A 25113-nucleotide genomic window follows, 5' to 3' on the forward strand; every position below is an offset into this window, starting at 1 on the left:
ACATTCATTTGTGGTAAAGGTGGAAATAAGCTTGTCAAAGAAAGTTTTGGCAACCTCTTTCGTGAAGCATGTAATGCAGCGGGTATTAAAAAATCAGCGCACCGATTGCGAAAATTAGCAGCAAAACGTGCTGCCAATGCTGGTGCTACGGTTTCACAAATGAAAGCGCTTTTTGGCTGGAGCGAAGATAAAATGGCATCCCTTTGTACCAAAACAGCCGATAGAAAACGACTTGCAACAGAAGCAATCAAAAAGCTACAAAAAAGTTAGAGCAATGGGCGGCAGCTAAAAAAACAAACCAAAGCACCATCAAAATTATTAACGAAATCAAAGCGGCGTTTGAGGTGTATCAAAAACAAGAAGAGAAATAGGTGGTTGTGCCTGTTGCTTTGTTTGCCATAAATTATAGTTTGTTTGCATATCCAACCAAAATTTTGCTTTACTAAAACCAGCTAATTCTAATTTAATAGCAAGCTCGGTACTTATAGAAGCATGTCCGTTAATCACTCTTGATAAAGAAGCTCTTGTCATATGGAGATGATCAGCTAATTTTTGTATTGTTATCCCCATTTCTTCTAAGAAAGCTACTTTCAGAACTTCACTCGGATGTGCGGGGTTATGCGTCATTTTTTTCATTCCTCTCATCAATGGTAATCTTGATAATCAACAAGCTCCACATCTGTTCCTATAAAGCGAAAAGTAACACGCCAATTTCCATTCATCCATATAGAATAGTACCCTGTAAGTTCACCTTTAAGAGGGTGTATTTTAAAGGCAGGCGCTCTCAACATTTCAGGCGTAGTAGCACTTGTTAAAGCCGTTAAGATAACGCGTAATTTTTTAAGTGATCTGGTCAAATAGCTTTTGTGGAACCTGTTGTATAAAATAATTTTAAGCCCTTATATTTAAAACTCACAATTGCCATTACCGCCCCTTGTCGTATATCATTGCTATACGGTTAATAACAAATAAGAGTTAAGCCCATGTTAGAAATATCTGATTCTATATCTGGAAAAAATAGATAGGAATAAGTGATAAAAAGCTTCAAAAAGGTTAGGGATAGACACTCAAAAAACATAATAGAATCAATGAATTATAAAACCCTTTACTCTTGTAGTAAATCACTGATTTTAATTACCTTTTTTACACTCTTTTAGTGGTGCAAAACTATAACGATGTAATCCTATAACTGGTCCATATTTATCAAGAGCTGTACGATGCGCTAGCGTTGCATAACCTACATGCTTCTCTAAACCATACCCTTTATAAACTTGTCCTGTACATTCCATCATCCGATCACGCGTTACTTTCGCAATAATAGATGCGGCTGCAATTGAAACTGAACGCTGATCGCCCTTAATCAATGCCATTGCAGGACAGGACAACTCAGAAGGAATATCACGCCCATCAACAAGGACATAGTGGGCTGGAATGGCTAATCCTATAATACAGCGACGCATTGCTTCTAACGTTGCTTTTCTAATATTAGATTGATCAATTGTACGAGCACAAAGACTGGCGACTGAAACCGCTAATGCACTTTGCAAAATTTCATGATAAAGTCTATTTCGTTGAAAAAAAGAAAGTTTTTTTGAATCATTTAACCCATTAGGAATACGATCTCTATCCAAGATAACGGCTGCTGTTACCACAGGTCCAGCGAGAGGCCCCCGTCCTACTTCATCAACACCTGCTATGTGAAAAAAACCCTGTTTTTGCAAATCCAATTCGCACGAAAAATTTGGTTGAAGCGGCAAATTAAACATCTTTGATACATCACAAATACAACAAACATACATCTATTTCTGTAGCCTGATCATTTTTTGCAAGCATTACAGTTTTAAATGGCTCTTCAAACATTCCACGAATTCTTGCACAAAAAATAAAAAAACACATTTCTTTGGTTACCCTCTTTTATTATGTATAATAAAATCATGATAAAATAAAAGCTTTTATATTTATTTATCAAATATTTCCTAAAGTCATGATAGGTTTTACAAACCAATTTGGGTACATTGATTTGATAAAAAGAGCTGCTTGTTGCGCCGTTTGTTTATTTTTAAAAATGCCAAAGCAAGTTGCTCCCGTTCCAGACATACGGGAAAAAAGAGCCCCACATTCATCTAATATAGATAACACTTCAGCTAACTGAGGTGCTATTTTTAATGCAGGAGAAAAAAGATCATTACGCGTTTCTTGTAAAACTTCAACTAATGAATCAACACTCTTTAAAGCGTCTGTATTAATTTTTAAAGAAGGATTATGACGCTTCTCTAACGCTTTAAAAACAGCTTGTGTTGAAATCTCTTGTCCATGATTAACCAATACCATTGCTAATGAACAAGCTTCTTTTATTTGTATCATCTCTTGACCAATTCCTTTGACCAAAAGCGGCTGCTGATATTCTAATGCACAAAGGCACATGGGAACATCAGCACCAAGAACTAAGCTCTTTTTTGCTAATTCTTCGTAAGGGCAATCAAGATTCCACTGCCGACGCAACATGCTGATAACCCCAGCTGCATCACCTGAGCCACCACCAATGCCTGAAGCAACAGGTAATGTTTTTACAAGCCGAAAAAAAGCAGGTTGAGCACATTCCGGAAAAGTCTTATGCATAAAGTCCCTTGCGCGAATAACCAAATTGTCTAAATGAGAAACAAGCCCTTTTGCAAACGACCCCGTCAAAACAAACTGATTATTTTCACAAGGTGCATAGTGTAGACAATCACCGCTAAGACTAAAATAAACCAAACTTTCTATTAAATGATACCCATCAGCACGTTGCCCCACAACATGTAGAGCTAAATTCAATTTAATAGGTGTAAATAAATAGGAATGTCTTTGGAACGAAGTTTGTACATTTGATATCATATGACGTAATATTCACTTACATAGGGTTCTTTTAAAAATTTCCCCCTTTTACCCATACTTTTAGCACGAGCCCTATAAACAGCTTGGAATATTCTTAATCGTTTTCTAAAAAACAATAAATATAAAGAGTTCTCATACAAAATAAACGACATGTTCTCATTCGTATCATTGCAAGCCTTTTTTCTTCTAGTATCTGTTTTTAGATAAAAATCTCTCTGGCTTGAATGATCCTTTCCATCACAAACCATAACGCTGCCAAAGAGCTCGCTCTTCTGCTGCCATCAATGCACTATCAACGACTGTATAAACCGTATGTGCCGTCACTCCTGAAGGCGTTTTAGGTCCTAAAAAACTTTTTGGAGGCATAATAAGTCGAAGTTTTGCATCATTACCAAAGCGCTCCTTAATAACAGAACGTACATCATTCAATCCATCAACCAGACCAAGCCCAACGCTTTGTTTTCCACTCCAAAACATTCCTGTAAAGAGATTCGAATCATCTGATAATTTTTCAGCACGCCGTTCTTTAACCAAATCGATAAAAGTTTGATGCACTTCAAGTTGGAGAGATTTCAAATGCTCAATATCCGCCTTTTTTTCTGGCTGAAATGGATCTAATGTAACTTTGTTCTTTCCTGCTGTGTATACACGCCGTTCGATACCAATTTTCTTCAAAAGTTCCGGAAAACCAAAGGAAGCTGAAACCACTCCAATGGAACCAACAATTGAAGAAGGATCTGCAAAAATTTCATCCCCTGCACAAGCAATCATATAACCACCAGATGCTGCAATATCTTCAATAAACACAAGAACCTTTTTATTTTTTTCTTCTGCCAAGTCACGAATGCGCTTGAAGATAAAACGCGATTGTACAGGTGAACCACCAGGAGAATTAATAATAAGTGCAACAACCGGTGACTTTTTGTGTGCGAAAGCCTTCTCTAAAAGATTTGCACACCTACTGAGGGAAAGGGTACGAGATATAGATGCTGATGAATCCATAATTGCTCCTTGAAGGCGCACCACAGGAATTTCAAGTTTATCGGAAGAAAAACGGCGTGGAATAAAACTTTTAATAAAATCCATCAAAACAAAATCTCCTTATAAATTAAGAACAATTAAATAGGCAAGGACAACAAAAAGGAACAACGTGATACCATCCAAAAGCGCCAATCAACCCCCACATTACAATCAGAAATATAACTTCACCCAAAAGCTAAGCCTCCCTAATGACAAAGTGTAGACTTTAAATAATAAACTAAAAAACACAAGATACTATTAGAAAAGTTCCCACAAGCTTATATATCCATTATTAATTGCATCAACTCGAGGTGAAAAAGTATGGTCATTACCTTCATGTATAACCAATGCCGGTAAAATAGATAAAGCTGCTCTGCTTCCTCGTTTTGCGTAAAATAAAAGACGAATTGCTGCTGTTTTCGCACGGGCATGCACAGGAATTATACAAATACCACCAAAACGCCCTTCTAAAGCATGCAAGATATCTGTCAACGATTGTGGACGTGCAATGAGCCCTAAGTATCCACCTGGCTTAACAATAGCTGCTGCACTCCGCAACCAGTTATCAAACATTGCTTCAGACATAACATGTGCTTCAGATTTTTGTTTATCAGGTGTCTTACGATCGGTGGGATTATTAAAAGGTGGATTCATAATCGCAAAATCAAAGCTATTATCTATCAAACCTGCTTTTATACGGGCATTCCCTTTGAAGGTAACATCTGCTTCTAGCAAACAAATTCGGCTAGCAAATTGTTTATTTTGTTTTAGCATAAGCGTTTTTTGAGCGTAAGATACCATAAAAGCTGAACGTTCAACTAAGGTAACATGAACTTTCAGACAACGCGAAGCAACAGCCAAACCCGCAGCTCCAGCACCTGCACCTAAATCAACAACCTTGCCCTTTAAATCACTCGGAACCAAACTAGCTAATAACATCGCATCCATTCCAGAACGATGACCATATTTATGGGGTTGAACCAAATAAAATTTTCCGCGGTGAAAACTGTCAATTGTTTCACCACTCTGATTCGCTGCTTTATCCATTTAAAAGCCTAATGCTCACCTTTATAAATTGCATTTTTGCCATTCAGCTACTATTTTAAATTTTTTATTATTTCATAACAATAAGATTACACTCGCTAAAGAACATTTCTTGCCAATAACATTCCAAGCTAACACTTTTAAACGACATCAAAAGCTTGAGTCAAAACCAAACCCCCTTTATGCTAATGAATAAAGTAAATTTTATATATGTCCATTGCAATACTCTAGGAGTAAACACATTGAGTGCAGCTATCAAACCAAAACAAATAAGAAATAATCAAATTTCTCTTCAATCTCTTGTCAATCTTACTCAAAAAGATATGGATTGCGTAAATCAATTTATTCTCTCTATGGCAAAATCAGAGGTTGAGATGATCCCTGAAATTTCTAACCATCTTATTTCATCAGGTGGAAAGCGATTACGCCCAATGATTACGCTCGCTTCTGCTCATATGTTTGGTTATCAAAGTGACGGGCATATAAAACTCGCAACAGCTGTTGAATTTATGCATACAGCAACATTGCTACACGATGATGTGATTGACGAAAGTAATTTACGACGTGGAAAATCTACAGCACGGATGATTTGGGGGAATCAAGCAAGTGTACTTGTTGGTGATTTCCTATTGGGCCAGGCCTTTAAAATGATGGTCGATGTCGGTTCCATAGAAGCGCTCTCTGTCCTAGCCAACGCTGCTGCAATTATTGCTGAAGGAGAAGTTATGCAACTTTCTGCCGCAAAAAATATAAAAACCAGCCCTTCAGAATATCTCAAAATCATCGATGCAAAAACAGCAGCACTTTTTTCAGCAGCCGCTGAAGTAGGACCCATTATTGCTGGCTATGGAAATAAAGAGCGTTCTTCATTACGTGAATATGGAACATCCTTAGGTTTAGCTTTCCAATTAATTGATGATGCACTTGACTATAGCGGTAGTGCTCAAAACTTAGGAAAAAATATAGGGGATGATTTTAGAGAAGGAAAAATCACAATGCCTGTTATTCTCGCATATGAGCGTGGGAATATGGTAGAAAAAGATTTCTGGAAAAAAGCGCTTGAAGATGGCAATAATAATGATGAATCCTTCGCACACGCGCAACACTTAATGGAAAAGTATGATAGTATCACAGATACAATAGAACAAGCACGCATCTATGGAAAATATGCAATTGATGCTCTTGTTCCCATGAATGAAAATCTTGCTTATAATGCTCTCGTTGAGACTGTTGAATTTTGTATTGCGCGCGTAAACTGAATTCTTTGCAAGAATCGCAGTATTTCTCAACAAAGTAATGAGATATGATCTATAAACAACACCATCAATTGATTATCTTGAAAAGGATTAGCTCCATGTGCTCTGCAACGGTATCTCGACTTTTTGCCCTCTTTATCGTGGGTATCATGCTGATGCCATCCCTCACCTACAGTAAAATAAGTGCAGCAACTCATACAAGCTCATTTACAGGTGCTTATTTAGCTGGAAGGGTTGCAAATCATGAAAATAAAACAGAACTTGCTATCAATTATTTTAAACAAGCACTGGTTTATCAACCTGATAACATTGAAACACAAAAAGAGCTCCTTGAAGCTATGCTCTCGGTCGGAAACTTTAAAGAAGCTGTCCAACAAGCCCAAAAACTCAAAGAGAACGATGTTATAACTCCCTTTGTTTCCTTAACTTTGTCAGTAGAAAGTCTCATCAAAAAAGATTATAAGAATGCCAAGGCTCTTCTGAAATTAAAGGAACTTCCTACGTCCAATAATCCAATACCTGAACTCATCGGCGCTTGGATTACATTTGGATCTGGACAAAAATCTCAGGCAATCGATGATCTTAAGAAACTCAAAGGTCCTGTCTGGTATGATCTTTTTATATCTTATCATCTAGCACTTATGAGCGACCTTGCAGAACGGCCAAAGGATGCAAAAAAATATTTCATTAAAGCACTGAGTAACAAACAGGGAACTCTTATCGCTCCTAATACTTATGAGCGTATTATCATAGCCTATGCCTCATTCCAATTGCGCCATAATATGCGCAACCAAGCTCTTCAAACAATCCAGCATGGCGAACAAATGTTGTCAGGTCGAGAAGTCCTTAAAAACTTTCAAGAAAAAATTGAAAAAAATTCTTTCTTAGAGAGAGTTATTAAAACACCTCAACAAGGAGCAGCCGAGGTATTATATAATTTTGGAACAGCCCTCAACTACAAAAACTCAGGGCGAATTGCACGTATTTTTAAGCAATTATCTTTCGCATTATACCCTCAAAATGACGCAACACTGTTTCAGCTCGCACACATTTCTGCTAAATTGAACGATCCACATCAAGCAATTAAACTTTATCGCGCTTTATCCCCTAAATCTCCTTATTATAAAGATGGACAACTTCATCTTGCATTCCTTCTTGCCAATAACAACAATTACAAAGAAGCAATAAAATTACTCACATTGTTAAATAAAAAATTTCCCAATGATCGTAATATTTTGATAACGCTCGTTGCTTTTTATATGCAGGATAATAAATTTCTTGAAGCCATTAAAACTCTAGACTACGCTATTACAAAGATAAAAAACTTTCAGCAGGACGATTGGAAACTCTTTTATCAGCGTGGTATTGCTTTTGAACGTTTAAAGCAATGGCCAAAAGCAGAACTTGACTTGCGAAAATCTCTTGAATTTTTCCCAAATCAACCGCAGGTTCTTAATTATTTAGCCTATTCCCTTGTGGAACGTGGTGAGAAGCTTGAAGAATCGCTCCGTATGCTACAAAAAGCCTCTGCTTTACAAGCTCACAACAGTCATATTCTCGATTCTTTAGGGTGGGCTTATTATAAACTAAAAGAATATAATAAAGCAGTGCAAATATTAGAAAATGCTGTCAGATTACAACCTGAGGACCCAACACTAAATGATCATTTAGGGGATGCCTATTGGAAAGTTGGGCGTAAACGTGAAGCAATCTTTCAATGGAACCACGCAATTGACGGAAAACCAGAAAATTCTGAACAAATTCAAGAAAAGTTGAAATTTGGTTTGCAATAAACGATGCTTAACCATAAACCACATGAAATAATAAATAGAGAAACTAAAATTACTTTGTTTTTTGTTTAGTTCAATATAAAGAGTATAAAGCGTGAAACTGCCTGAACATCTTAACCCCAAACGTTCTTTTCAGGGACTAATATTAACTTTGCAAAATTATTGGGCACACTATGGGTGTGCAATTTTGCAACCTTACGATATGGAAGTCGGAGCTGGGACTTTTCATCCAGCAACAACATTACGCTCTCTAGGACCACGCCCTTGGAAAGTTGCTTATGTCCAACCCTCTCGACGTCCAACAGATGGCCGATATGGTAAGAATCCAAATCGTTTACAACACTATTATCAATTCCAAGTGCTTCTCAAACCCTCTCCGCTCAATCTACAAGAACTTTATATAAAGTCGCTACAAGCTATCGGGCTTGATACAAAACTGCATGATATTCGCTTTGTTGAAGATGATTGGGAAAGTCCCACTCTTGGTGCTTGGGGGCTTGGATGGGAATGTTGGTGCGATGGAATGGAAGTCTCTCAATTTACTTATTTTCAACAAGTGTGCGGCATTGAATGCACTCCTGTTTCAGGGGAACTCACATACGGTCTTGAGCGTCTAGCGATGTATATCCAAGGGGTTGATAACGTCTATGACCTTAACTTTAATGGTTTGGAGGGAGAAAACAAAATAAGTTATAGAGATATTTTTTTACAAGCAGAACAGGAATACTCATATTATAACTTCGAATTTGCTGATACAAAACTGCTCCATCAGCACTTTATCGATGCAGAACGCGAATGCAGCGCACTTCTTGATGCTGGAAAACCAAATAAAGAAAATGTATTCCATCGCTGTGTTTTTCCTGCCTATGATCAATGTATTAAAGCGAGCCATATCTTTAATCTTTTGCAAGCACGTGGCGTTATTTCTGTAACCGAACGACAAAATTACATTCTTCGCGTTCGTAATCTCGCGCGCCGTTGTGGGGAAGCCTTCTTACTCACAGAAGCTGGACAAATATATACTGGAGAAGCCTAATGTCTGATCTTCTTCTTGAACTTTTCAGTGAAGAAATCCCCGCACGTATGCAACGAAAAGCTGCTGCTGATCTTAAGAAATCTGTTACAGATCAACTTGTGAATGCTGGATTGATCTATGAAGCTGCTCGTGAATATTGGACACCTCGGCGGCTAACATTGGACATACGCGGACTTTCCACACGCTCCAAAGATGTCCATGAAGAACGCAAAGGTCCCAGTATAAAATCACCACAGCATGTAATTGATGGTTTTCTACGTGCAACAGGATTAAATGATGTTTCTGAAGCGCATATTGGACATGATGATAAAAAAGGTCATTTTTATATTGCTAAAATTGTTAAAAAAGGTCGAGCTGCAGAAGAAATTATTGCCGATATTTTACCGGATATTATCCGCAACTTTCCGTGGCCGAAATCTATGCGTTGGGGAAAAGATTCAGCACAAAGTGGTACTTTGAAGTGGATTAGACCTTTACAAAACATTCTTTGCATCTTCGGACCAGAAATTGGTGAAACACATGTTATTCCGTTTACAATTGGTTCTCTTAAAAGCAATAATTTAACTTATGGTCATCGTTTCTTAAGTGATGGAGAGCCATTTCAAGTGCGCCGCTTTGATGACTATGTTACTCAACTTGAAACCCATAAAGTCATTCTGGATGCCGAAAGACGAAAGAATATTATTTTAGCTGATGCCCAAAATCTCTGCTTTGCAAACGGTTTAGAACTGGTTCAAGATAATCCCCTCCTAGAAGAAGTTGCTGGTCTTGTTGAATGGCCTGTTATCCTGATGGGTGATTTTGACAAATCATTCCTTGATATTCCTCCAGAAATTATTCGCTTGACCATTCGAGCCAATCAAAAATGTTTTGTCACCCGCAAACAAGGAGAAAAAGTAAAACTTTCTCATCATTTTATTCTCGTTTCTAATATTCTTGCAAATGATGAAGGCAAAGAAATTTCGAAAGGAAATAGTAAGGTTGTCCGTGCCCGTCTTTCTGATGCACTTCATTTTTGGCAAACCGATCAGCATGATTTGCCTGATCTTCAACAATTGGAATCTTCTATAAAAAAATTTGAGCTTGATATAAAAAAACCTCTCGATCAAAGAATGGCGCGACTTGATCATTTGAATGTAACCTTTCATGCTAAATTAGGTACACAAGGTGAAAGAGTAGAACGCATTGCTACACTCGCACAAGAAATTGCCCCTTTGATACAAACAGATCCTCTTTTAGCAAAACGTGCAGCCATCCTTGCAAAAGCTGATTTGCAAACAGAAATTGTCGGAGAATTTCCTGAACTACAAGGTGTTATGGGGCAAAAATACGCCCTTCTTCAAGGGGAAGATCCTCGCGTAGCTGTAGCAATCGAAGACCATTATAAACCTCAAGGACCAACAGATCGTCTTCCACAAGAACCACTTGCTATAACCGTTATGCTCGCCGACAAAATTGACATGCTCGTTGGCTTTTGGCTCATTAATGAAAAACCAACGGGCTCAAAAGATCCCTATGCGTTAAGACGAGCAGCATTGGGAATTATTAGGCTTGTACTTTCGCGAGATTGGAAAATCAATCTTATGCCGCTGTTCCAGTTAGCAACGAATCTTTTCTTACAACAAAAAAATAAATATGAAATCTCTCAAAGAGAAAATTCACAATTGCAGAATCTGCTTCCAGAAAAAACAGAATATATTTTATCAGATCTGTTATTCTTTTTTCATGACCGTTTGAAAATCTATCTAAAAGAGGAAGGCGCTCGTTACGATGCCCTTGAAGCCGTTTTAAATAAAGATTCTGATGATTTTTTATTGGTTGCACGTCGTGTCGAATCGCTTATCGCTTTTATCAATACCCACGATGGAATGAACTTTGTAGCCTCTGTAAAACGTACTGCCAATATTCTTGAAAATGAATTTCAAAAAAGCACAACAATAGCGAATGAAATTAATCCTGAGCTCTTTGTCGAGAAAGAAGAAAAGCAGCTCTATCATGCAATCTGTGAAGTAGAAAGAAAGGTTCTTGCTCCCATCAATGCAACAAATTTATCATTTGCACTCAGTGTGCTAGCGCCACTTGGAAAATTGATTGATATATTTTTTGAAAAAGTATTGGTGAATGATAAAAAAACTGATGTTCGTGCTAACCGTCTTGCTCTTCTCAAACGCACTCACATTGTTACACAATCGGTTGCAGACTTCTCAAAACTTGTCATTTAAAATCAAAATACCCTATTAACTGATAAAAACAATGAAGATAATTTTTTCTTTTTTATGACTTTTATTAATTAATATTGAGAAAATTATGCAACCAAAGAGACTGTTCTTTATCTCTCAAATATCATTAATTAAGATATGTTTTCATTTTGATAAATGATTCTTTCTCAAGAGACTCTTTGATAAGTTCATCTGCCTTGTTAGAATCTATTTCCCTTGCAATAAGGGTACGTGCTGTAGAAATTGCCAAATCAATCGCCGATGAAGAAACCATGCGTATTGCATCCGCTTCTGCTTGGGCAATTTTTTGTTCTGCCAATTTATTGCGGTTTTTTACATATTCTTCTGCTTTTGCACGGGCCTCAGCAATAACAGATTCAACTTCATGCTTTGCTGCTGCAATAATTTCTTGCGCATCTTTTTCTGCTTCTGCATGTTTGCGTTGATATTCAGCCAATATTTCCTGTGCCTCTTCACGAAGACGCAGAGCCTCATCCAGTTCATCTTTGATACGTTTCGCGCGCGCATCAAGATGGTGTATAACCCTCTGTGGAATTTGGAAATAGACTAAAAGAGCCAAAAAAAGAACTAACCCAACAAATGCCCAAAAAGTATCAGTCATCTTTGTCTTCCTCAATAATCCGCAGTTTTAACAACTGAACGAACAGCCTCTTTGCTGATATCAACGTCAATCAATTTTTTCACAATTTCAAGAGCTACTTCTTCAGCGATAGAACCAACATTTTGCATCGCTTTATCCCGAATTTTTGCTATCTGTTTTTCAGCATCTGCGAGTTTTTTCTCTAGACTCTCTTCAATTTCTTTCCGTTCAAGCTCTGCCTTTTCTTTTAATTCTTCACTAGCTACCTGCGCTATAGCCTGCGCGTTCAAACGCGCTTCTGCTAATTTCCGCTCATAAGTTTCAACAACAATGTCTGCTTCTTGCTTCATGCGCATTGCCTGATCTAAATCAGATGCGATTCGATCTCGCCGTGTTTCAATAACACCGCCAATACGTGGTACAATTACACGGGAGATAAAAAGATAAAACAGTCCGAAAGAAATTGCCAACCAGAAAAAATGCGAACCAAAATGCACAAAATCAAAAGGCGGAAACACACGATTTGCATGCTCTGCTACCTTTTTAATATGTTCTATCGACGTTTCAGTGTTCTGTGCATAAGCGCTTGAAACAAACATCTTCTTTCATCCTTTAAATAGCTTATTAAAGCCCTCTATAACCGATGATAACTGACAAACATCTCTCTGGCATCTCTCTAGTTAAGAGCCTAAAAGGGTAAATCTTTCCTCATGCAAGAACAGATATACCCTTTTGATAATGATTAAACCCCAAAAAGAAGTAATAAAGCAATGAGCAATGAAAAAATTCCCAAAGCTTCTGTTACAGCAAAACCAAAGACGAGACGTCCAAACTGACTATCTGCTGCTGATGGATTTCGTAATGCACCAGAAAGATAGCTACCAAAAATATTACCAAGTCCTAAAGCTGTTCCAGCCATACCAAAGCAAGCAAGACCAGCGCCAATATATTTTGCTGCAAGCACCATTTCCATGTTATTCTCCTTTAAAGCGAAATTGCATTATTCGACGGAAAACCGCCAGTTCTATTAATGTCCTGGATGAATTGCATCATTAAGATACATACAAGTTAAAACCGTAAAGACGTAAGCCTGAAGAAATGCGACCAAAAACTCAAGAGCAGTAATTGCTACAGTCATAATAAGCGGTAAAATCGAACCACCCACACCTACGATTCCTACCCCAATCATTGAAACAACAAACCCAGAAAACACTTTAAGCGTAATATGACCAGCAAGCATATTCGCAAAAAGACGAAGAGAAAGACTAATTGGACGGGAGAGAAAAGAAATAACCTCAATCATTGTCACCAGAGGTAAAACCACAACAGGAACTCCACTGGGAACGAACAGTTTCAAAAAACTGACCCCATGCTTATAAAAGCCATAACCAATCACCGTCAAAATTACCACCATTGCTAACGAAAACGTGATCATGATTTGAGACGTAACCGTATAAAAATAAGGAAAGAGACCAATAAAGTTAGCAACCAAAATAAAAGTAAACAGAGAAAAAACTAAAGGAAAAAACTGCATTCCCTGCACACCAGATGATTCCCGCAGAGTCGATGCTACAAATTCATATGCCATTTCCGAAAGAGACTGCATCCGCGTTGGAACCAATCCACGACTCGATGATGAAATAAAGAGAAAAATAGAAGTTACAACAACCGTGAGAACTGTAAACAATGATACATTTGTAAACGATAAATCCATATTTCCTATGGAAATCTTAATCAGCCTTAAAACCTCAAACTGATGAATAGGATCTGGAGCGTGCGCTGTCACTTCAACCTCATTTATCGGACCTCTCATTGGCCCCTTTATTTTGTTTATCTTGGCGCAATACGCCTTTTTTTCCTAATTGACTGGAGGAAACATACCCCACAGACCGAAGAATACTCAATACACCAGCAGCAAATCCAAAGAAGAGAAAAAATACCAATCCCCAAGGCCATGAACCTGCTAACTTATCAAACCCCAACCCCAAAACAATACCAACTATAATACTTGCCAGAAACTCACTGGAAAGCTTAATTGCACCTGCCATCCTTCCTTGTGATTTTTCCCGCTTATTCCTATGCTCCCGCTTCTTTAATGCTTGCTTGCGCACTAAAGCTACGCTTAAGTTCCTACTACGACATTCCAAATCCTCTGAATGAAGACACTCTCCTTGCTTTTCCTCTTCAGCCTCCTTACGGCTCATAACGGGTTTCTCGCCCATCGCCATCATTGGCTCCTTAATTAAAAAGCAACGTAAGAATACATTTTATAAAACCGTGTGCATCATATTGTTCCCGAATTTATTCGTCAAGATACTAAAAGAAATCTATCACAAGTTATCGTATAAATTTTATTGCAGAAATAACGTATTTTTCAATTTACATGCTTTCTTAAAAAGATATTCCAAGCACCTAAACCGATTTCACGACAGCACCCGTGAATGTATAACGAAAAGTTCACGTGAATAATATAAAACTCATAGAACAACCATTTTTACACTTAACAAAAGGTGTAAACCAATACCATCTTATTTTCCGACTCCCAATGTTATATCAGTCCTAGTTTTGAAAGAGAACATAGAAAGCTAAAAACAGTATGAGAGCGTTGGTTTTCTCCTTTTATTCGAATAAACTTGCACTTTTTATTTTATGAAAATGAAATAATCAATGGTTTCTATATGATCCTATTCGCAAAGTATTTTATATACGCCATTACAGGCCTCATCACGAAATGAGCTTGAGGGTATTAAGAGAAGGTCCTTTAAATACAAGATATTAATAAATCCAAAATTTCAAATAGATTAAGCCAATAGAACACAATAAAATTTAAATACGATTACCATACTACTTTATACAATTTTAATCCACTTTTATGAATTTCGCTCTTTACAATTGAATATCCGTAGATTCAGCAAATATTTTTGCTTTTTATTCAGACAAACTATCGTAAGCAAAAGCGCTTATTCATAAGCTTTATTTTTATGAAACGATAATCTAATGCTGCTTTTCAAACAAGCATCATAATTACATTCCCCTACCCTCATATTGCATCTATTCTTGCACTTTAATAACCCATTAAGAGGATTATGTACTCTTTCTTAAATACTCCCTATTAAACTCTTCTCATGACATGCAAATAAATGATCTTTATCAAGATGAGAGAACTCTATTCAATAGCGCTCATGATAAATGATTATCAATAAAATTAAAACTTTAGCAAATAAAACTTTTTCTTTTATGAAAAGAACGATCATTTAAAAAACTTATTTTTAAGATTCTTAAGTATAGATTTCATTCACTTAAAAAATTAAAGAGTTATCATTTCTTCTTGGAACGTGTCGCAAAAGGATTATCAGAGGCTCGTAATGATATGCGAACGGGTATACCAGACATATCAAATGTTTCACGTAACCCATTGACAAGATAACGCAAATACGACTGAGGCATACTTTTGGGGCGCGAGCAGGAAATCATAAATCCAGGAGGACGTGTCTTAACCTGTGTGATGTATTTAACCTTAAGTCGACGTCCAGAAACCGCAGGAGGTGGATGATGTGCCACAACAGTTCCAAGCCATTGGTTCAATTTAGCCGTCGAAATGCGACGATTCCATACACGGTGCATCATCATGACATTTTCCATCAGTTTATCAATCCCTTGACCATATTGTCCTGATAAAGGAACAGCTCTCAAACCACGAACTTGAGGAAGAAATCGCGCACATTTTTCATGCAAATCAATCAATGTGGTCTGACTGTTTTCAATAAGGTCCCACTTATTGAAAGCAATAACTGGAACACGCCCTTCACGAATCACAAGATCAGCAATTTGTAAATCCTGCTTTTCAAAAGGTATCGTTGCATCAAAAACAATGACCACCACTTCTGCAAAACGAATAGCACGCAAAGTATCTGCAACAGATAGTTTTTCTAATTTTTCTTGAATTCTCGACTTTCGACGTAAACCTGCAGTATCAAAAAGTTTAATATGACGACCACGCCATTCCCAATCTACAGAAATAGAATCACGCGTGAGTCCTGCTTCTGGTCCTGTTAACAATCGCTCTTGTTTCAACATACTATTGATAAGAGTGGATTTTCCTGTATTGGGACGCCCCGCAATTGCAATCCTAATGGGCTTACTTTCATCGTAAATAAGCTTCTCTTCTTCCAAATCCTTTACATCATCACCAACAGATGCAGGTTGTATCATTCTATCTTCTTCTTTGTTGTTGCCAAAAACATGCTCTGACCCAACAGCATCTATAATTGCATCACGCAGATCACTAAGTCCCAAACCATGTTCAGCCGATATTGGGCATGGCTCCCCCAAACCTAATGACCACGCCTCATACTCTCCTCCTGTTGCCGCTCTTGACTCAGACTTATTGGCAACAAGCACAATTGGCTTTCCTGATTTGCGAACCAATGAAGAAAAATTTAAATCACTTGGTGTTATTCCGCTCTTTGCATCAAATACAAATAAAATAAGATCCGCTTCATCAATTGCAACTTTTGTATGAGAACGCATACGCCCCTCAAGTGTATGATCACCTGCTTCTTCCAGCCCAGCCGTATCAATCACATCAAAACGTAGATCTTGAAGTTTTGCCGCATGAATACGCCGATCACGTGTTACACCAGGCTTATCATCAACCAAAGCCAATTTTTGCCCAACCAAACGATTAAATAGTGTTGACTTCCCAACATTGGGACGACCAACGATAGCAATGGTAAGGCTCATCGATTTATTCCTTATTTGCCTTGCCCTCAGCTTGTATAAGCTCAAGCATCATTCGAGCCCGATCTGTTATCTTTAAACCCAAAGAACCTTCTTCAGAAATTTTCTTAAAATAATAAACCGCCTCATCCATTTTATCCGCCTTATAAGCAGCTAAGCCTAAAGCTTCTCTTGCAGACATACGCATAGGATCGGTATCACTTGCCATATCTTTAATGCGCTTTTCAACATCAGCTAATGTCCCTGTATCAACCAGAATATAAGCCGCCCGAATTTTTGCAACTTTCTGCAAAATCTGCGGTGCTTTCTCATCCGCTGCAACAGAATCAAAGATCTCCACTGACTTAATAATATCACCTTTCTCCATGAGTAAAGAAGCCTCACGTAAACGAGCAAGAAAAGGATATCCCCCAAAATGAGAAGTTTTAACAGTTTCTAATTGCTTTATCGCTTTATCAAAATCACGTGTATCCGCAAGATCAAGACTCTTTACAAATGCATCACCAATATAACCAGCTTTCTTTATTTGTGTATGATGATAAACTTGATAAGCAACTATCATGAATATAAAAAGAATAGCTGCTCCAATAATTGAAAAACCATACCGTCTCCAAAAAGCAAGCGCCTTTTCCTGACGAAATTCTGCATTCACTTCAGCAATAAAACTATCATACGACATATATCATACCTTGAAAAAAGTTACTTCACCTGTGCTTTTACGCATAAATGGATAAAGATGGTAGCCCTAATTAACTAAAAATCTTTAAATTGCTCGTTTATTTATTTTAAATCAACATGTAGCCAATTCAATCAGATTTTTGCAACAATCTTAATCGAAAATGATGTAAGCACCCTGTTTGTTCACATTACAGCTTTTACATATTATGAAAAATTCACTGCCTTAATATTTATCATGATTGCCTATCATCTCAAGCGAACTTTCTCTCCATTATATAGAGGAATAATCTTTTAAAGTCTTCAACCACAATCGTTGGTTGTATTGGATTATACAATTATAATAGAAAAACCAATTCTTGAAAAAACTTGAATAAACAGTAAATTTCCACGAATATCTACTAAAACCAAATAGATAAATTTTTATCTGTATCAAAAATACCGAAGCGTCATGATGAAAGTGTGGTATAATTCCAAATCTTCAGTTAAAGCTCTCTATATAAAGTATATCCCTTCAACTTATCTTCATACGATTAACAACCTTTTATAATTGATTCTTAAAGTTTCTAAAAATATCCTATTGTAAGGGCCAAACCCACATAAGCATTGGAACAGCAATAATAACGATCAACACCGCCAATGGAGCACCTAAACGTGGATAATCACTAAAACGATATCCTCCTGGCGCCATCACGAGCATATTACTTTGATGTCCAATAGGTGTAAGAAACTCACAGCCCGCACCAATTGCAACAGCCATCAAAAAAGCTTCAGGCTTATAATGAAGGGAATGAGCAAAACTTGACGCAATTGGTGCTACCATCATCACTGTTGCTGCATTATTCAAAAATGGCGTAACCAACATAGCTGTCACCAACATAAGCGCTAAAGCACCGGATGGCGGGAAAAATATTGCCAATTGGCTCAGCCATTGACCAATGAGATCCGTACATCCTGTTTTCTCTAACGCTTCACTCACTGGAATAAGAGCCGCTAATAGCACTAATATTGGGCCATCTAATGCCTGATACAGATCACGCGCGGGCAAAACACGAAAGATCACCATTGCAGCAGCAGCAGAAAAGAAAGAAAAAGCAACTGGAACAATATGAAAAGCTGTAAAAATAATTGCTATAAATAAAACAGCTAAAGAGATGAAACCATGTCGTAAATTTCCAAACACAATATTTCGTTTTGCTAGGGGCAAGCATTTCAATTCTCTTAATAAATTTGGAATAACTGCATCCTGTCCTTGCAAAACAATCACATCTCCAAGATGGAAAATAATATCATCAAGTCTTCCCCGCACCCTTTCATGTTGACGACTTAACGCAAGCAAATTTACATTATAGCGATCAAATAAAGAAAACTCTTTCGCACTAATACCGATAAGAGGTGAATTATGGGTAATGACTGCTTCAATAATATCAATATCACTGTCCTTATCACCTGCAACAATAGTTCGCCCCTTAGAAAACTCTAAACGAGCAGAGTTCATCACGCTATCTAACCCTGTATGTGATCCTTCCAGCAAAATAATATCATTTTCAGACAAAACAAAATCTGGTAATGGTGAAATAGATACTTTGTTTCTGATGATTTGAATCACCATAACATCACCACTTGATGGCTTAACCAAATCAACAATATTTTTTCCCACAATCGGTGAATTTATTGGAATATGTACTTCTGCAACATAATTACGAATATCAATGGCATCATCAAACGATACACCTGAACGCACACGCACAGGCAAAAGCCAATAAAAACAGACCAAATATACAACACCAGCCGTCGCAACAACCGCACCAACTGGTGTAAAATCAAACATAGTAAAAGGTGTTCCTGCTAAACGTTCTTGCATCGCTGAAATAACAACATTGGGAGATGTTCCTATCTGTGTCATAAGCCCCCCCAACAAAGAACCAAAGGCCATGGGCATCAAAAAGACAGAAGGAGAAACCTGAGAACGACGTGCAAACTGAAAAGCTATCGGAAGCATAATCGCCAAAGCACCAATGTTTTTAACAAACATTGATAATACGACAACAGAAAGAACCAAAAAAGCTAATTGAAGACGCACCGATTTCACGTCTGGCCATATCCGTTGGATAATAAATTCCATTATACCAGAGCGAGATACAGCAGTACTGACAACAAACACACTCCCCACGATAATAACGATATCATTACTAAAACCGCTAAAAGCTTCCTTCGGACTGACAAGACCAAGGGCACAAGCTATTAATAAAGTACAAATAGCAACAAGATCATAACGAAATCGATCCCAAATAAAAACAACCATCATGAGACCAATGATCGAAAAAGCCATTATTTGATTTTCTGTCATAACACTTACCTCTCCCCATTAAATTATAATGAACAAGAACATATTTTTTATGTTTTAAATATTCCTATAAACAGCAGCAAGATAAAAGCAGACATCGAAATATTTTAGGATAATTTTAAAGTGATAAAAAATTATGATGCGCATAAACTTGCCTCTCCTTATTATGCGTGCTTTTCTATAAAGTGCTGAACCCAAAGAAAATTGATAAAAGTTGATAAAGCTATATTGTAAAAAAGATGAGAATAACTCTAATATAGAGAGTAGATAATTGTTGAAACTGGTACACGCTATATTTAAACCTTTGTCGTTGCTTAAAAGAATTTATCTTCACTCTCAATTCAAAGAGTGGTAAAAATGAAAGAAGAAAGAATGGTCAATCTTAATAGTGGGTATCAAAGTAACCTCAGATATTGGCTCACTTGCATTATTGGATTTGTTGCTATCTTGGCAATTATAATTGTTGGTGGATTTTATATTGCAAAACCCTATCTTGACAGTTTTGTAAGAAAAGAAATAGCCCGTCATTCCATAAAAGCCGAAACATCTGAAGTAAGCATTCTAGGTAAAATCAATTTGAAGAATGTGACATTACCTGTTCCAGCTGGTACATCACTTAAAATTGGTGCCATTTCTGCCCGTCCTCCTCTTTCCTTTATTCCCGGAACTTTTACATTTTATAATGTTGATTTAAAGCATAATAATATTCATGTGCAAATTCCCCAAATTTCTCTTCGGAATGTATCCTTAAAAGAAAAGGATAGAACGATAACATCACGTCTTTTACAATCAATGATGCGTATTGAGCTTTCCTCAATTATTGCTCCCAATATACAACTTTCTATAGAAAATAAAAATAACCGAACAGAAACGGTTGAAATCAAGAATTTCCAGCTTTCTGATTTTAGAAATAACCATATCCATTCAGTTAGTATCAAAAATATGGATCTTAAAACGGTCGTAGCAAATGGTGCCAAACAGATGCAACTTATGGCTAAAAGTGATACAATAAAAGCCCATGATATCGACATCAACTATGCCTACTCTATCATTTTTGGAAAAAACAATGCTCTCAATCAAGGTAAAACCGTTACTGGCCCCATTTCTTTGAATAATATAAGTGTCGATATTTTTGAAGAAGCAGAAAAAAACAGCTCTTTCTTCCTTGGGCAGTTTAAAACATCTGGTTTAAAGATGAAACCGCTTGAGCAAACTCCTGAAAAATTAATCAAAGCTTATCTTAATGCAAGAAAAGAGAATAATAAAATCGCTGAAAAAGTAGCACAAAATGGTCTTCTTCTAAACATACTGCTCGCCATTACCTCAGCGGATGCCAAAGTTGATAATATCACCGTTGATATACCGCAGTTGAAAGCAACGCTCGAATCATTCCAATTCAAACCAAGTTTGTGGAAACAACCTATCCCTAAAAAGCTTTTTCTTTCTCTCAATAACCTTTCCGTTTTACCTAAAAAAATGAATGAAAAAGACTTAGAGTTCTTCAAAAATCTGAACTTTGAGCGCTTTAATGTTTCAGGAAAAATTGATATTTCTTACGATGAAAAAAAACGTATGCTCTTTCTTGATACAATGTCTTTCAATATGAAAAACGTTGGATCTGGGAACATCTCGGCTAAGGTTATTGATGTTGATGAAAAGCTTTTTTCTGGTCAGAAAAATATAATGATTGCTGCGTCTCAAGACCTTGGCATCAATGAAATTGATATACAATATACGGATGCAGGTTTCATTGATAAGCTTTTTTCTTATCTTGCGCAAAATCTTAATGACAGCCAACATGATCTAAAAAAGGAACTTTATGACGATTTCTATCTAATGATGACGCAGACCCCAAAAATTCTGCTAAAAAATCATGACGAAGCAGAAAAAATTTCAAAATCCTTAGGAGAATTTGCTAAAAATCCACAAACATTGATCGTTAAAATTAAAGCAAAAGATAATAAAGGTCTCGCAATAGTTGATCTCGAATCTGCTCTACAAAATGATCTATCTAAGGCTTTAAGCAAAGTACATCTCACTATTAAAAATGAAGCGTCGCGTTAAACATTTTGTGCTTTAAACATGATGATCTTGTCTATAAATTAAGAACTTTATTCCTCTTTTTTCTTTTGTATGATACAGAAGGTATCATACAAAGTCATTTATACAGAGAGTATAGAATCTAAAATTGACGATGCTTGGAGTTGTTCATGTCTGATTTATCTTCAAATCGCCTGCCTAATCGCGCTTCTCGTGTCACTAATCAAGCGCTTTCTGCTATCGAGCGTTTTCTCCATATTGAAGCTCTTAGTGGTGTTGTTCTTTTATTAGCTGCTGCTGCTGCACTTATTTTTGCCAATTCTAAATATGCTGCTTTCTATGAATCTTTTTGGCATACACCTCTTGGCTTTAATTTGGGTCATTTCACTCTTTCATGGGATTTACATTTCTGGGTTAATGATGCCCTTATGACTATTTTCTTTCTCGTCGCAGGAATGGAAATTCGACGCGAAATTCATGAAGGGGCTCTTGCCGATTTTAAACAAGCAATCTTACCAATTGTTGCTGCAATAGGGGGCGTTTGTGTTCCTGCAATTATTTACTTTATCTTCAATTTTAACGAGGGACATATCCGCGGTTGGGCTGTGCCAACAGCAACAGATATTGCCTTTGCTCTAGGTATTCTTGCTCTTCTAGGGAAAAAAATTCCTTCTAATCTTCATATTATTCTTCTATCATTAGCAATTATTGACGATATTATCGCTGTTCTTATTATTGCTTTTTTCTACTCAACAAACATTGATCCTAGCGGTTTAATGATTGCAGGAGCGGGTATTGCTTTGGTACTATTTTTTCAGTGGATCGGGCTTGCATCAGCATGGCTTTACATTTTACCTGGTGCAATCATTTGGTGGGGTTTAATGGTAACAGGCGTTCACCCATCGCTTGCTGGCGTAATCTTAGGGATGATGACTCCCGTTCTTCCTACCCGTACTCTTGTAGCGCCACTCACCATGCTCAGTAATGCTATGCAAATTCTTCAAGAAAAAAATACAAAAACAGATCTGCATCATATTTCAACAGCATTGAAAAAGATGCGCAAAGGACAACGGGCCATGATCGCCCCAGTAACACGTGTTCAAAAAGCATTGCATCCATGGGTTGCATACGGTATCATGCCAGTTTTTGCCTTCGCAAATGCAGGAGTAAGTTTTGCAAACTTTGATCTTTCTTCTGACAAATCATTCTTGATTGTTCTGGGTGTTGTCATTGGTCTTTTCATCGGTAAGCCTCTTGGTATTATCACTGCCAGTTATATAGCTGTAAAATCAGGGCTATGCCGCCTCCCCCCTCATATGACCTGGACAGGCGTTTTACTCATTGGTTTTTTAGCAGGAATTGGCTTTACAATGTCTATTTTTGTTTCAATGCTCGCTTTTAAAGATATTATTCTGCTTGATGCGGCAAAAATTGGGGTCCTTTGTGGCTCAGGTTTATCTGCCCTTATCGGTCTGGGATATGGATTTATTTATATTAAGCGCAATAAAGGAATTTCTCATAGTTCCTAACAAACTAACTGAAAATACATTTTTATGCAGAACTTTTAAAAAGCGATTTCGCTCATTTGTTGGGTTCGGGCGATATTTAATGTAAAAGCTGTTGTCTCGCCTCATCTTTACACTTATGAAGGAGAAAACTAACATCATCATACTATTTACGAGCCTCTAATGTTACAACACCTTTGACTCTTAAGAAGACTTATAAGAGATATTTTTATTCCTTTCTTCAATATTCTTTTACTCATGCACCGGCTCCACTCATGGTGTGCACAAAAATGATTTTAATTGTTTCAATATGAAAGGCTTCGTGGTTTCAGAAAAGCTGCCTTTCGTCGGGACTATTATTCACTATAAAGAAAAAATTAATTATTATAAATCAATATCTTATGTTTAATCATACGAAACAGATAAGAATAAGCAAAATTCAATAATCAGTTAAGTAATTCCATGGTTTATTTTTTTCCAATAAACCACCCTCCTCGTTACTGATTTTATTGCGGTATTCTAAATAACTTTAATTTTTATCTTCTTAAAAGCACATTATTTTTGGATAAAAAATATTTGATTTATCATTATAAATCTTGAATGGAGTCTAGATATCGTATGATTTCCTCATTTCAAATCTGTACATGATGAATCAATCAAGACTATTCTCTTACACGTCACAAGCCGAGGAGAAGTATGGATTATTTGAAGAAAGAAATAAGAATGCTTCATCATATCCATATAAGCGCTGTTCAACAGGAAAACTAAAAATTAAATGATGACGACCAGCTGACACCTTTGATCTAAGTAAAGGAGATGGTGGTCCCCAATAAACTTTACGTTACGCCATCCACAGGCGCCATAATGTGGGGGCTTGGGGAGAGAGATATTTCTTCAAAACAAGCGCGTAAATTGGCACTATAATAGCGTTTTTTTTTACGTGAAAGGCATATACGATTTAAATAACGCAATAAACAAAAATGTGAACCAATGTGTAATATCCATTATTTAAAAGATATTGCTGTCAATACCTTTGAAAATTGTAAAGCAGAATTAAAAGGAAGTTGTAAAATGGAAGTTGGTTTTCACTTTTATGGCTTCATCTCACCCAATTAGGTTTTATCTCCATTTCAGAAATTACCCCACCAGGTATACGCAACATCCTTATTCCTATCTGGTATACAAAAACAGGAGTTGCTCGTAGGCCCCTTATCCGTCTCAATATACCATCAAATATGCATCTGCACTGACATTAGATATTGATACAGGTAACAAAAAACAAAAGATTTATTTGGAATAACAACGTCATAACATCACTACTAGATTGACAATGGAGTGGAAAAATATTCCCGTTTTTTATCATCGACACATCGCTTGTCTCACTCCATGAAAGAATTAAACTTGAAGCATGCTTCCATAGGGAGCACTCTAGTTTACGTAATTAACTCGCGGAAAAAAAGAAAACCCTAGTCATTTAGACTATTCTAAAACATATGATTGGTGGAAAAATAGAGCATGTATATCGTTGTTCTCCCCTTTTCCCGCTCTTATTTGATATTTATTTTCTTTTTGTTTAAAGAGCTCACTCTATATTTCTTGATACCATAAAATACTCTTCATAGATAATTTAAAAAGCAATATTTCCGAGACTTTCGAATTTATACAACGCCACATAAAATACAAGAAGAGTAAAATAATATGGCTATATTTCTCACAAGAAGAGCTTTACTTACAAAGACCACCATTTGCAAAATATGTAAACATGATAAGAAACTAGCACAATATACTGCAAAAACGAAAGAATGTATTTCATGTGTGATTGGCAGTATGACACAGAAAATACTTATAATAGAGTAGTTAAGGGAAGAAAGTTAACCTAAAAAACATATGGAGGTATCAAAAACTTTGAAAATCTTAATCATAATTCAAAAAAAAGAAATAGACATGAAAAAAATTTAAGTAATAA

General features: G+C 36.8%; 20 protein-coding genes and 1 pseudogene. 7 read left to right on the forward strand and 14 right to left on the reverse strand.

Annotation, left to right across the window (positions count from 1 at the left end; genetic code table 11):
* Nucleotides 1–270 (forward strand): tyrosine-type recombinase/integrase (locus ACFIMA_RS05910; RefSeq protein WP_375693204.1); only part of this gene is annotated, 270 nt, incomplete at its 5' end.
* A gap of 57 nt (nucleotides 271–327) precedes the next feature.
* On the opposite strand, the gene ACFIMA_RS05915 is transcribed toward ACFIMA_RS05910, so the two are convergent.
* From ACFIMA_RS05915 to ACFIMA_RS05940, 6 genes and pseudogenes are all read right to left on the reverse strand, one after another.
* On the reverse strand, nucleotides 328–627 hold the full coding sequence (locus tag ACFIMA_RS05915) for a HigA family addiction module antitoxin (RefSeq protein WP_375629753.1): 300 nt from the start codon (nucleotides 625–627) through the stop codon (nucleotides 328–330).
* A gap of 17 nt (nucleotides 628–644) precedes the next feature.
* Nucleotides 645–925, reverse strand: a pseudogene (locus ACFIMA_RS05920) (type II toxin-antitoxin system RelE/ParE family toxin).
* Between the two features lie 205 nt (nucleotides 926–1130).
* Nucleotides 1131–1766, reverse strand: a complete 636-nt coding sequence (locus tag ACFIMA_RS05925; protein ID WP_375629754.1) for a ribonuclease HII — start codon at nucleotides 1764–1766, stop codon at nucleotides 1131–1133.
* A gap of 199 nt (nucleotides 1767–1965) precedes the next feature.
* The gene (locus tag ACFIMA_RS05930) at nucleotides 1966–2874 is read right to left on the reverse strand and encodes a 4-(cytidine 5'-diphospho)-2-C-methyl-D-erythritol kinase (protein ID WP_375613528.1); all 909 of its coding nucleotides are present in this window, start codon (nucleotides 2872–2874) and stop codon (nucleotides 1966–1968) included.
* Between the two features lie 237 nt (nucleotides 2875–3111).
* Nucleotides 3112–3960 carry a S49 family peptidase gene (locus tag ACFIMA_RS05935; RefSeq protein ID WP_375612095.1) on the reverse strand — a complete coding sequence of 283 codons (849 nt, stop codon included), beginning with the start codon at nucleotides 3958–3960 and terminating at the stop codon, nucleotides 3112–3114.
* A 192-nt stretch (nucleotides 3961–4152) separates the two neighbouring features.
* Nucleotides 4153–4941 carry a tRNA1(Val) (adenine(37)-N6)-methyltransferase gene (locus ACFIMA_RS05940; protein WP_375612094.1) on the reverse strand — a complete coding sequence of 263 codons (789 nt, stop codon included), beginning with the start codon at nucleotides 4939–4941 and terminating at the stop codon, nucleotides 4153–4155.
* Between the two features lie 179 nt (nucleotides 4942–5120).
* On the opposite strand from ACFIMA_RS05940, the gene ACFIMA_RS05945 reads away from it, so the two are divergent.
* The 4 genes from ACFIMA_RS05945 (at nucleotide 5121) to glyS (ending at nucleotide 11242) form a co-directional block, all read left to right on the forward strand.
* Nucleotides 5121–6197, forward strand: a complete 1077-nt coding sequence (locus ACFIMA_RS05945; protein WP_375613529.1) for a polyprenyl synthetase family protein — start codon at nucleotides 5121–5123, stop codon at nucleotides 6195–6197.
* Between the two features lie 95 nt (nucleotides 6198–6292).
* Nucleotides 6293–7987 (forward strand): tetratricopeptide repeat protein, encoded by a 1695-nt coding sequence (locus ACFIMA_RS05950; RefSeq protein ID WP_375612092.1) that lies wholly within the window; start codon nucleotides 6293–6295, stop codon nucleotides 7985–7987.
* 91 nt (nucleotides 7988–8078) lie between these two features.
* The gene (locus ACFIMA_RS05955; protein ID WP_375621090.1) at nucleotides 8079–9020 is read left to right on the forward strand and encodes a glycine--tRNA ligase subunit alpha; all 942 of its coding nucleotides are present in this window, start codon (nucleotides 8079–8081) and stop codon (nucleotides 9018–9020) included.
* Entirely contained in the window at nucleotides 9020–11242 is a 2223-nt protein-coding gene (glyS, locus tag ACFIMA_RS05960; RefSeq protein WP_375652331.1) for a glycine--tRNA ligase subunit beta, read from the forward strand. Before ACFIMA_RS05955 ends, glyS begins: the two co-directional genes overlap by 1 nt.
* A gap of 124 nt (nucleotides 11243–11366) precedes the next feature.
* Here glyS and ACFIMA_RS05965 read toward each other — a convergent pair whose 3' ends face one another.
* The 8 genes from ACFIMA_RS05965 to ACFIMA_RS06000 all read right to left on the reverse strand — a co-directional run bounded on the left by ACFIMA_RS05965 (nucleotide 11367) and on the right by ACFIMA_RS06000 (nucleotide 19605).
* The gene (locus tag ACFIMA_RS05965; RefSeq protein WP_375612090.1) at nucleotides 11367–11861 is read right to left on the reverse strand and encodes a F0F1 ATP synthase subunit B; all 495 of its coding nucleotides are present in this window, start codon (nucleotides 11859–11861) and stop codon (nucleotides 11367–11369) included.
* 11 nt (nucleotides 11862–11872) lie between these two features.
* Entirely contained in the window at nucleotides 11873–12439 is a 567-nt protein-coding gene (locus ACFIMA_RS05970; RefSeq protein ID WP_273790398.1) for a F0F1 ATP synthase subunit B, read from the reverse strand.
* Nucleotides 12440–12582: 143 nt separating this feature from the next.
* Entirely contained in the window at nucleotides 12583–12813 is a 231-nt protein-coding gene (locus tag ACFIMA_RS05975; protein WP_005773968.1) for a F0F1 ATP synthase subunit C, read from the reverse strand.
* A 54-nt stretch (nucleotides 12814–12867) separates the two neighbouring features.
* On the reverse strand, nucleotides 12868–13626 hold the full coding sequence (locus ACFIMA_RS05980; RefSeq protein ID WP_375612111.1) for a F0F1 ATP synthase subunit A: 759 nt from the start codon (nucleotides 13624–13626) through the stop codon (nucleotides 12868–12870).
* Between the two features lie 7 nt (nucleotides 13627–13633).
* Nucleotides 13634–14068 (reverse strand): AtpZ/AtpI family protein, encoded by a 435-nt coding sequence (locus ACFIMA_RS05985; RefSeq protein ID WP_375612110.1) that lies wholly within the window; start codon nucleotides 14066–14068, stop codon nucleotides 13634–13636.
* A gap of 1090 nt (nucleotides 14069–15158) precedes the next feature.
* Nucleotides 15159–16583, reverse strand: coding sequence for a ribosome biogenesis GTPase Der (gene der, locus ACFIMA_RS05990; RefSeq protein WP_375693205.1), 1425 nt, complete (start codon nucleotides 16581–16583; stop codon nucleotides 15159–15161).
* A gap of 4 nt (nucleotides 16584–16587) precedes the next feature.
* Entirely contained in the window at nucleotides 16588–17259 is a 672-nt protein-coding gene (locus ACFIMA_RS05995; RefSeq protein WP_375631557.1) for a tetratricopeptide repeat protein, read from the reverse strand.
* 573 nt (nucleotides 17260–17832) lie between these two features.
* Nucleotides 17833–19605: an SLC13 family permease gene (locus ACFIMA_RS06000; protein ID WP_375631555.1), complete on the reverse strand. Its 1773-nt coding sequence runs from the start codon at nucleotides 19603–19605 to the stop codon at nucleotides 17833–17835.
* A gap of 354 nt (nucleotides 19606–19959) precedes the next feature.
* Here ACFIMA_RS06000 and ACFIMA_RS06005 point away from each other — a divergent pair, with 354 nt between their 5' ends.
* Nucleotides 19960–21666 carry a hypothetical protein gene (locus tag ACFIMA_RS06005; RefSeq protein ID WP_375693206.1) on the forward strand — a complete coding sequence of 569 codons (1707 nt, stop codon included), beginning with the start codon at nucleotides 19960–19962 and terminating at the stop codon, nucleotides 21664–21666.
* Between the two features lie 146 nt (nucleotides 21667–21812).
* The gene (gene nhaA / locus ACFIMA_RS06010) at nucleotides 21813–23171 is read left to right on the forward strand and encodes a Na+/H+ antiporter NhaA (RefSeq protein ID WP_375613536.1); all 1359 of its coding nucleotides are present in this window, start codon (nucleotides 21813–21815) and stop codon (nucleotides 23169–23171) included.
* Nucleotides 23172–25113 lie beyond the last annotated feature (1942 nt).

The sequence above is a fragment of the Bartonella sp. AP88HLJMH genome, from assembly GCF_042195605.1.
Lineage (GTDB): Bacteria > Pseudomonadota > Alphaproteobacteria > Rhizobiales > Rhizobiaceae > Bartonella.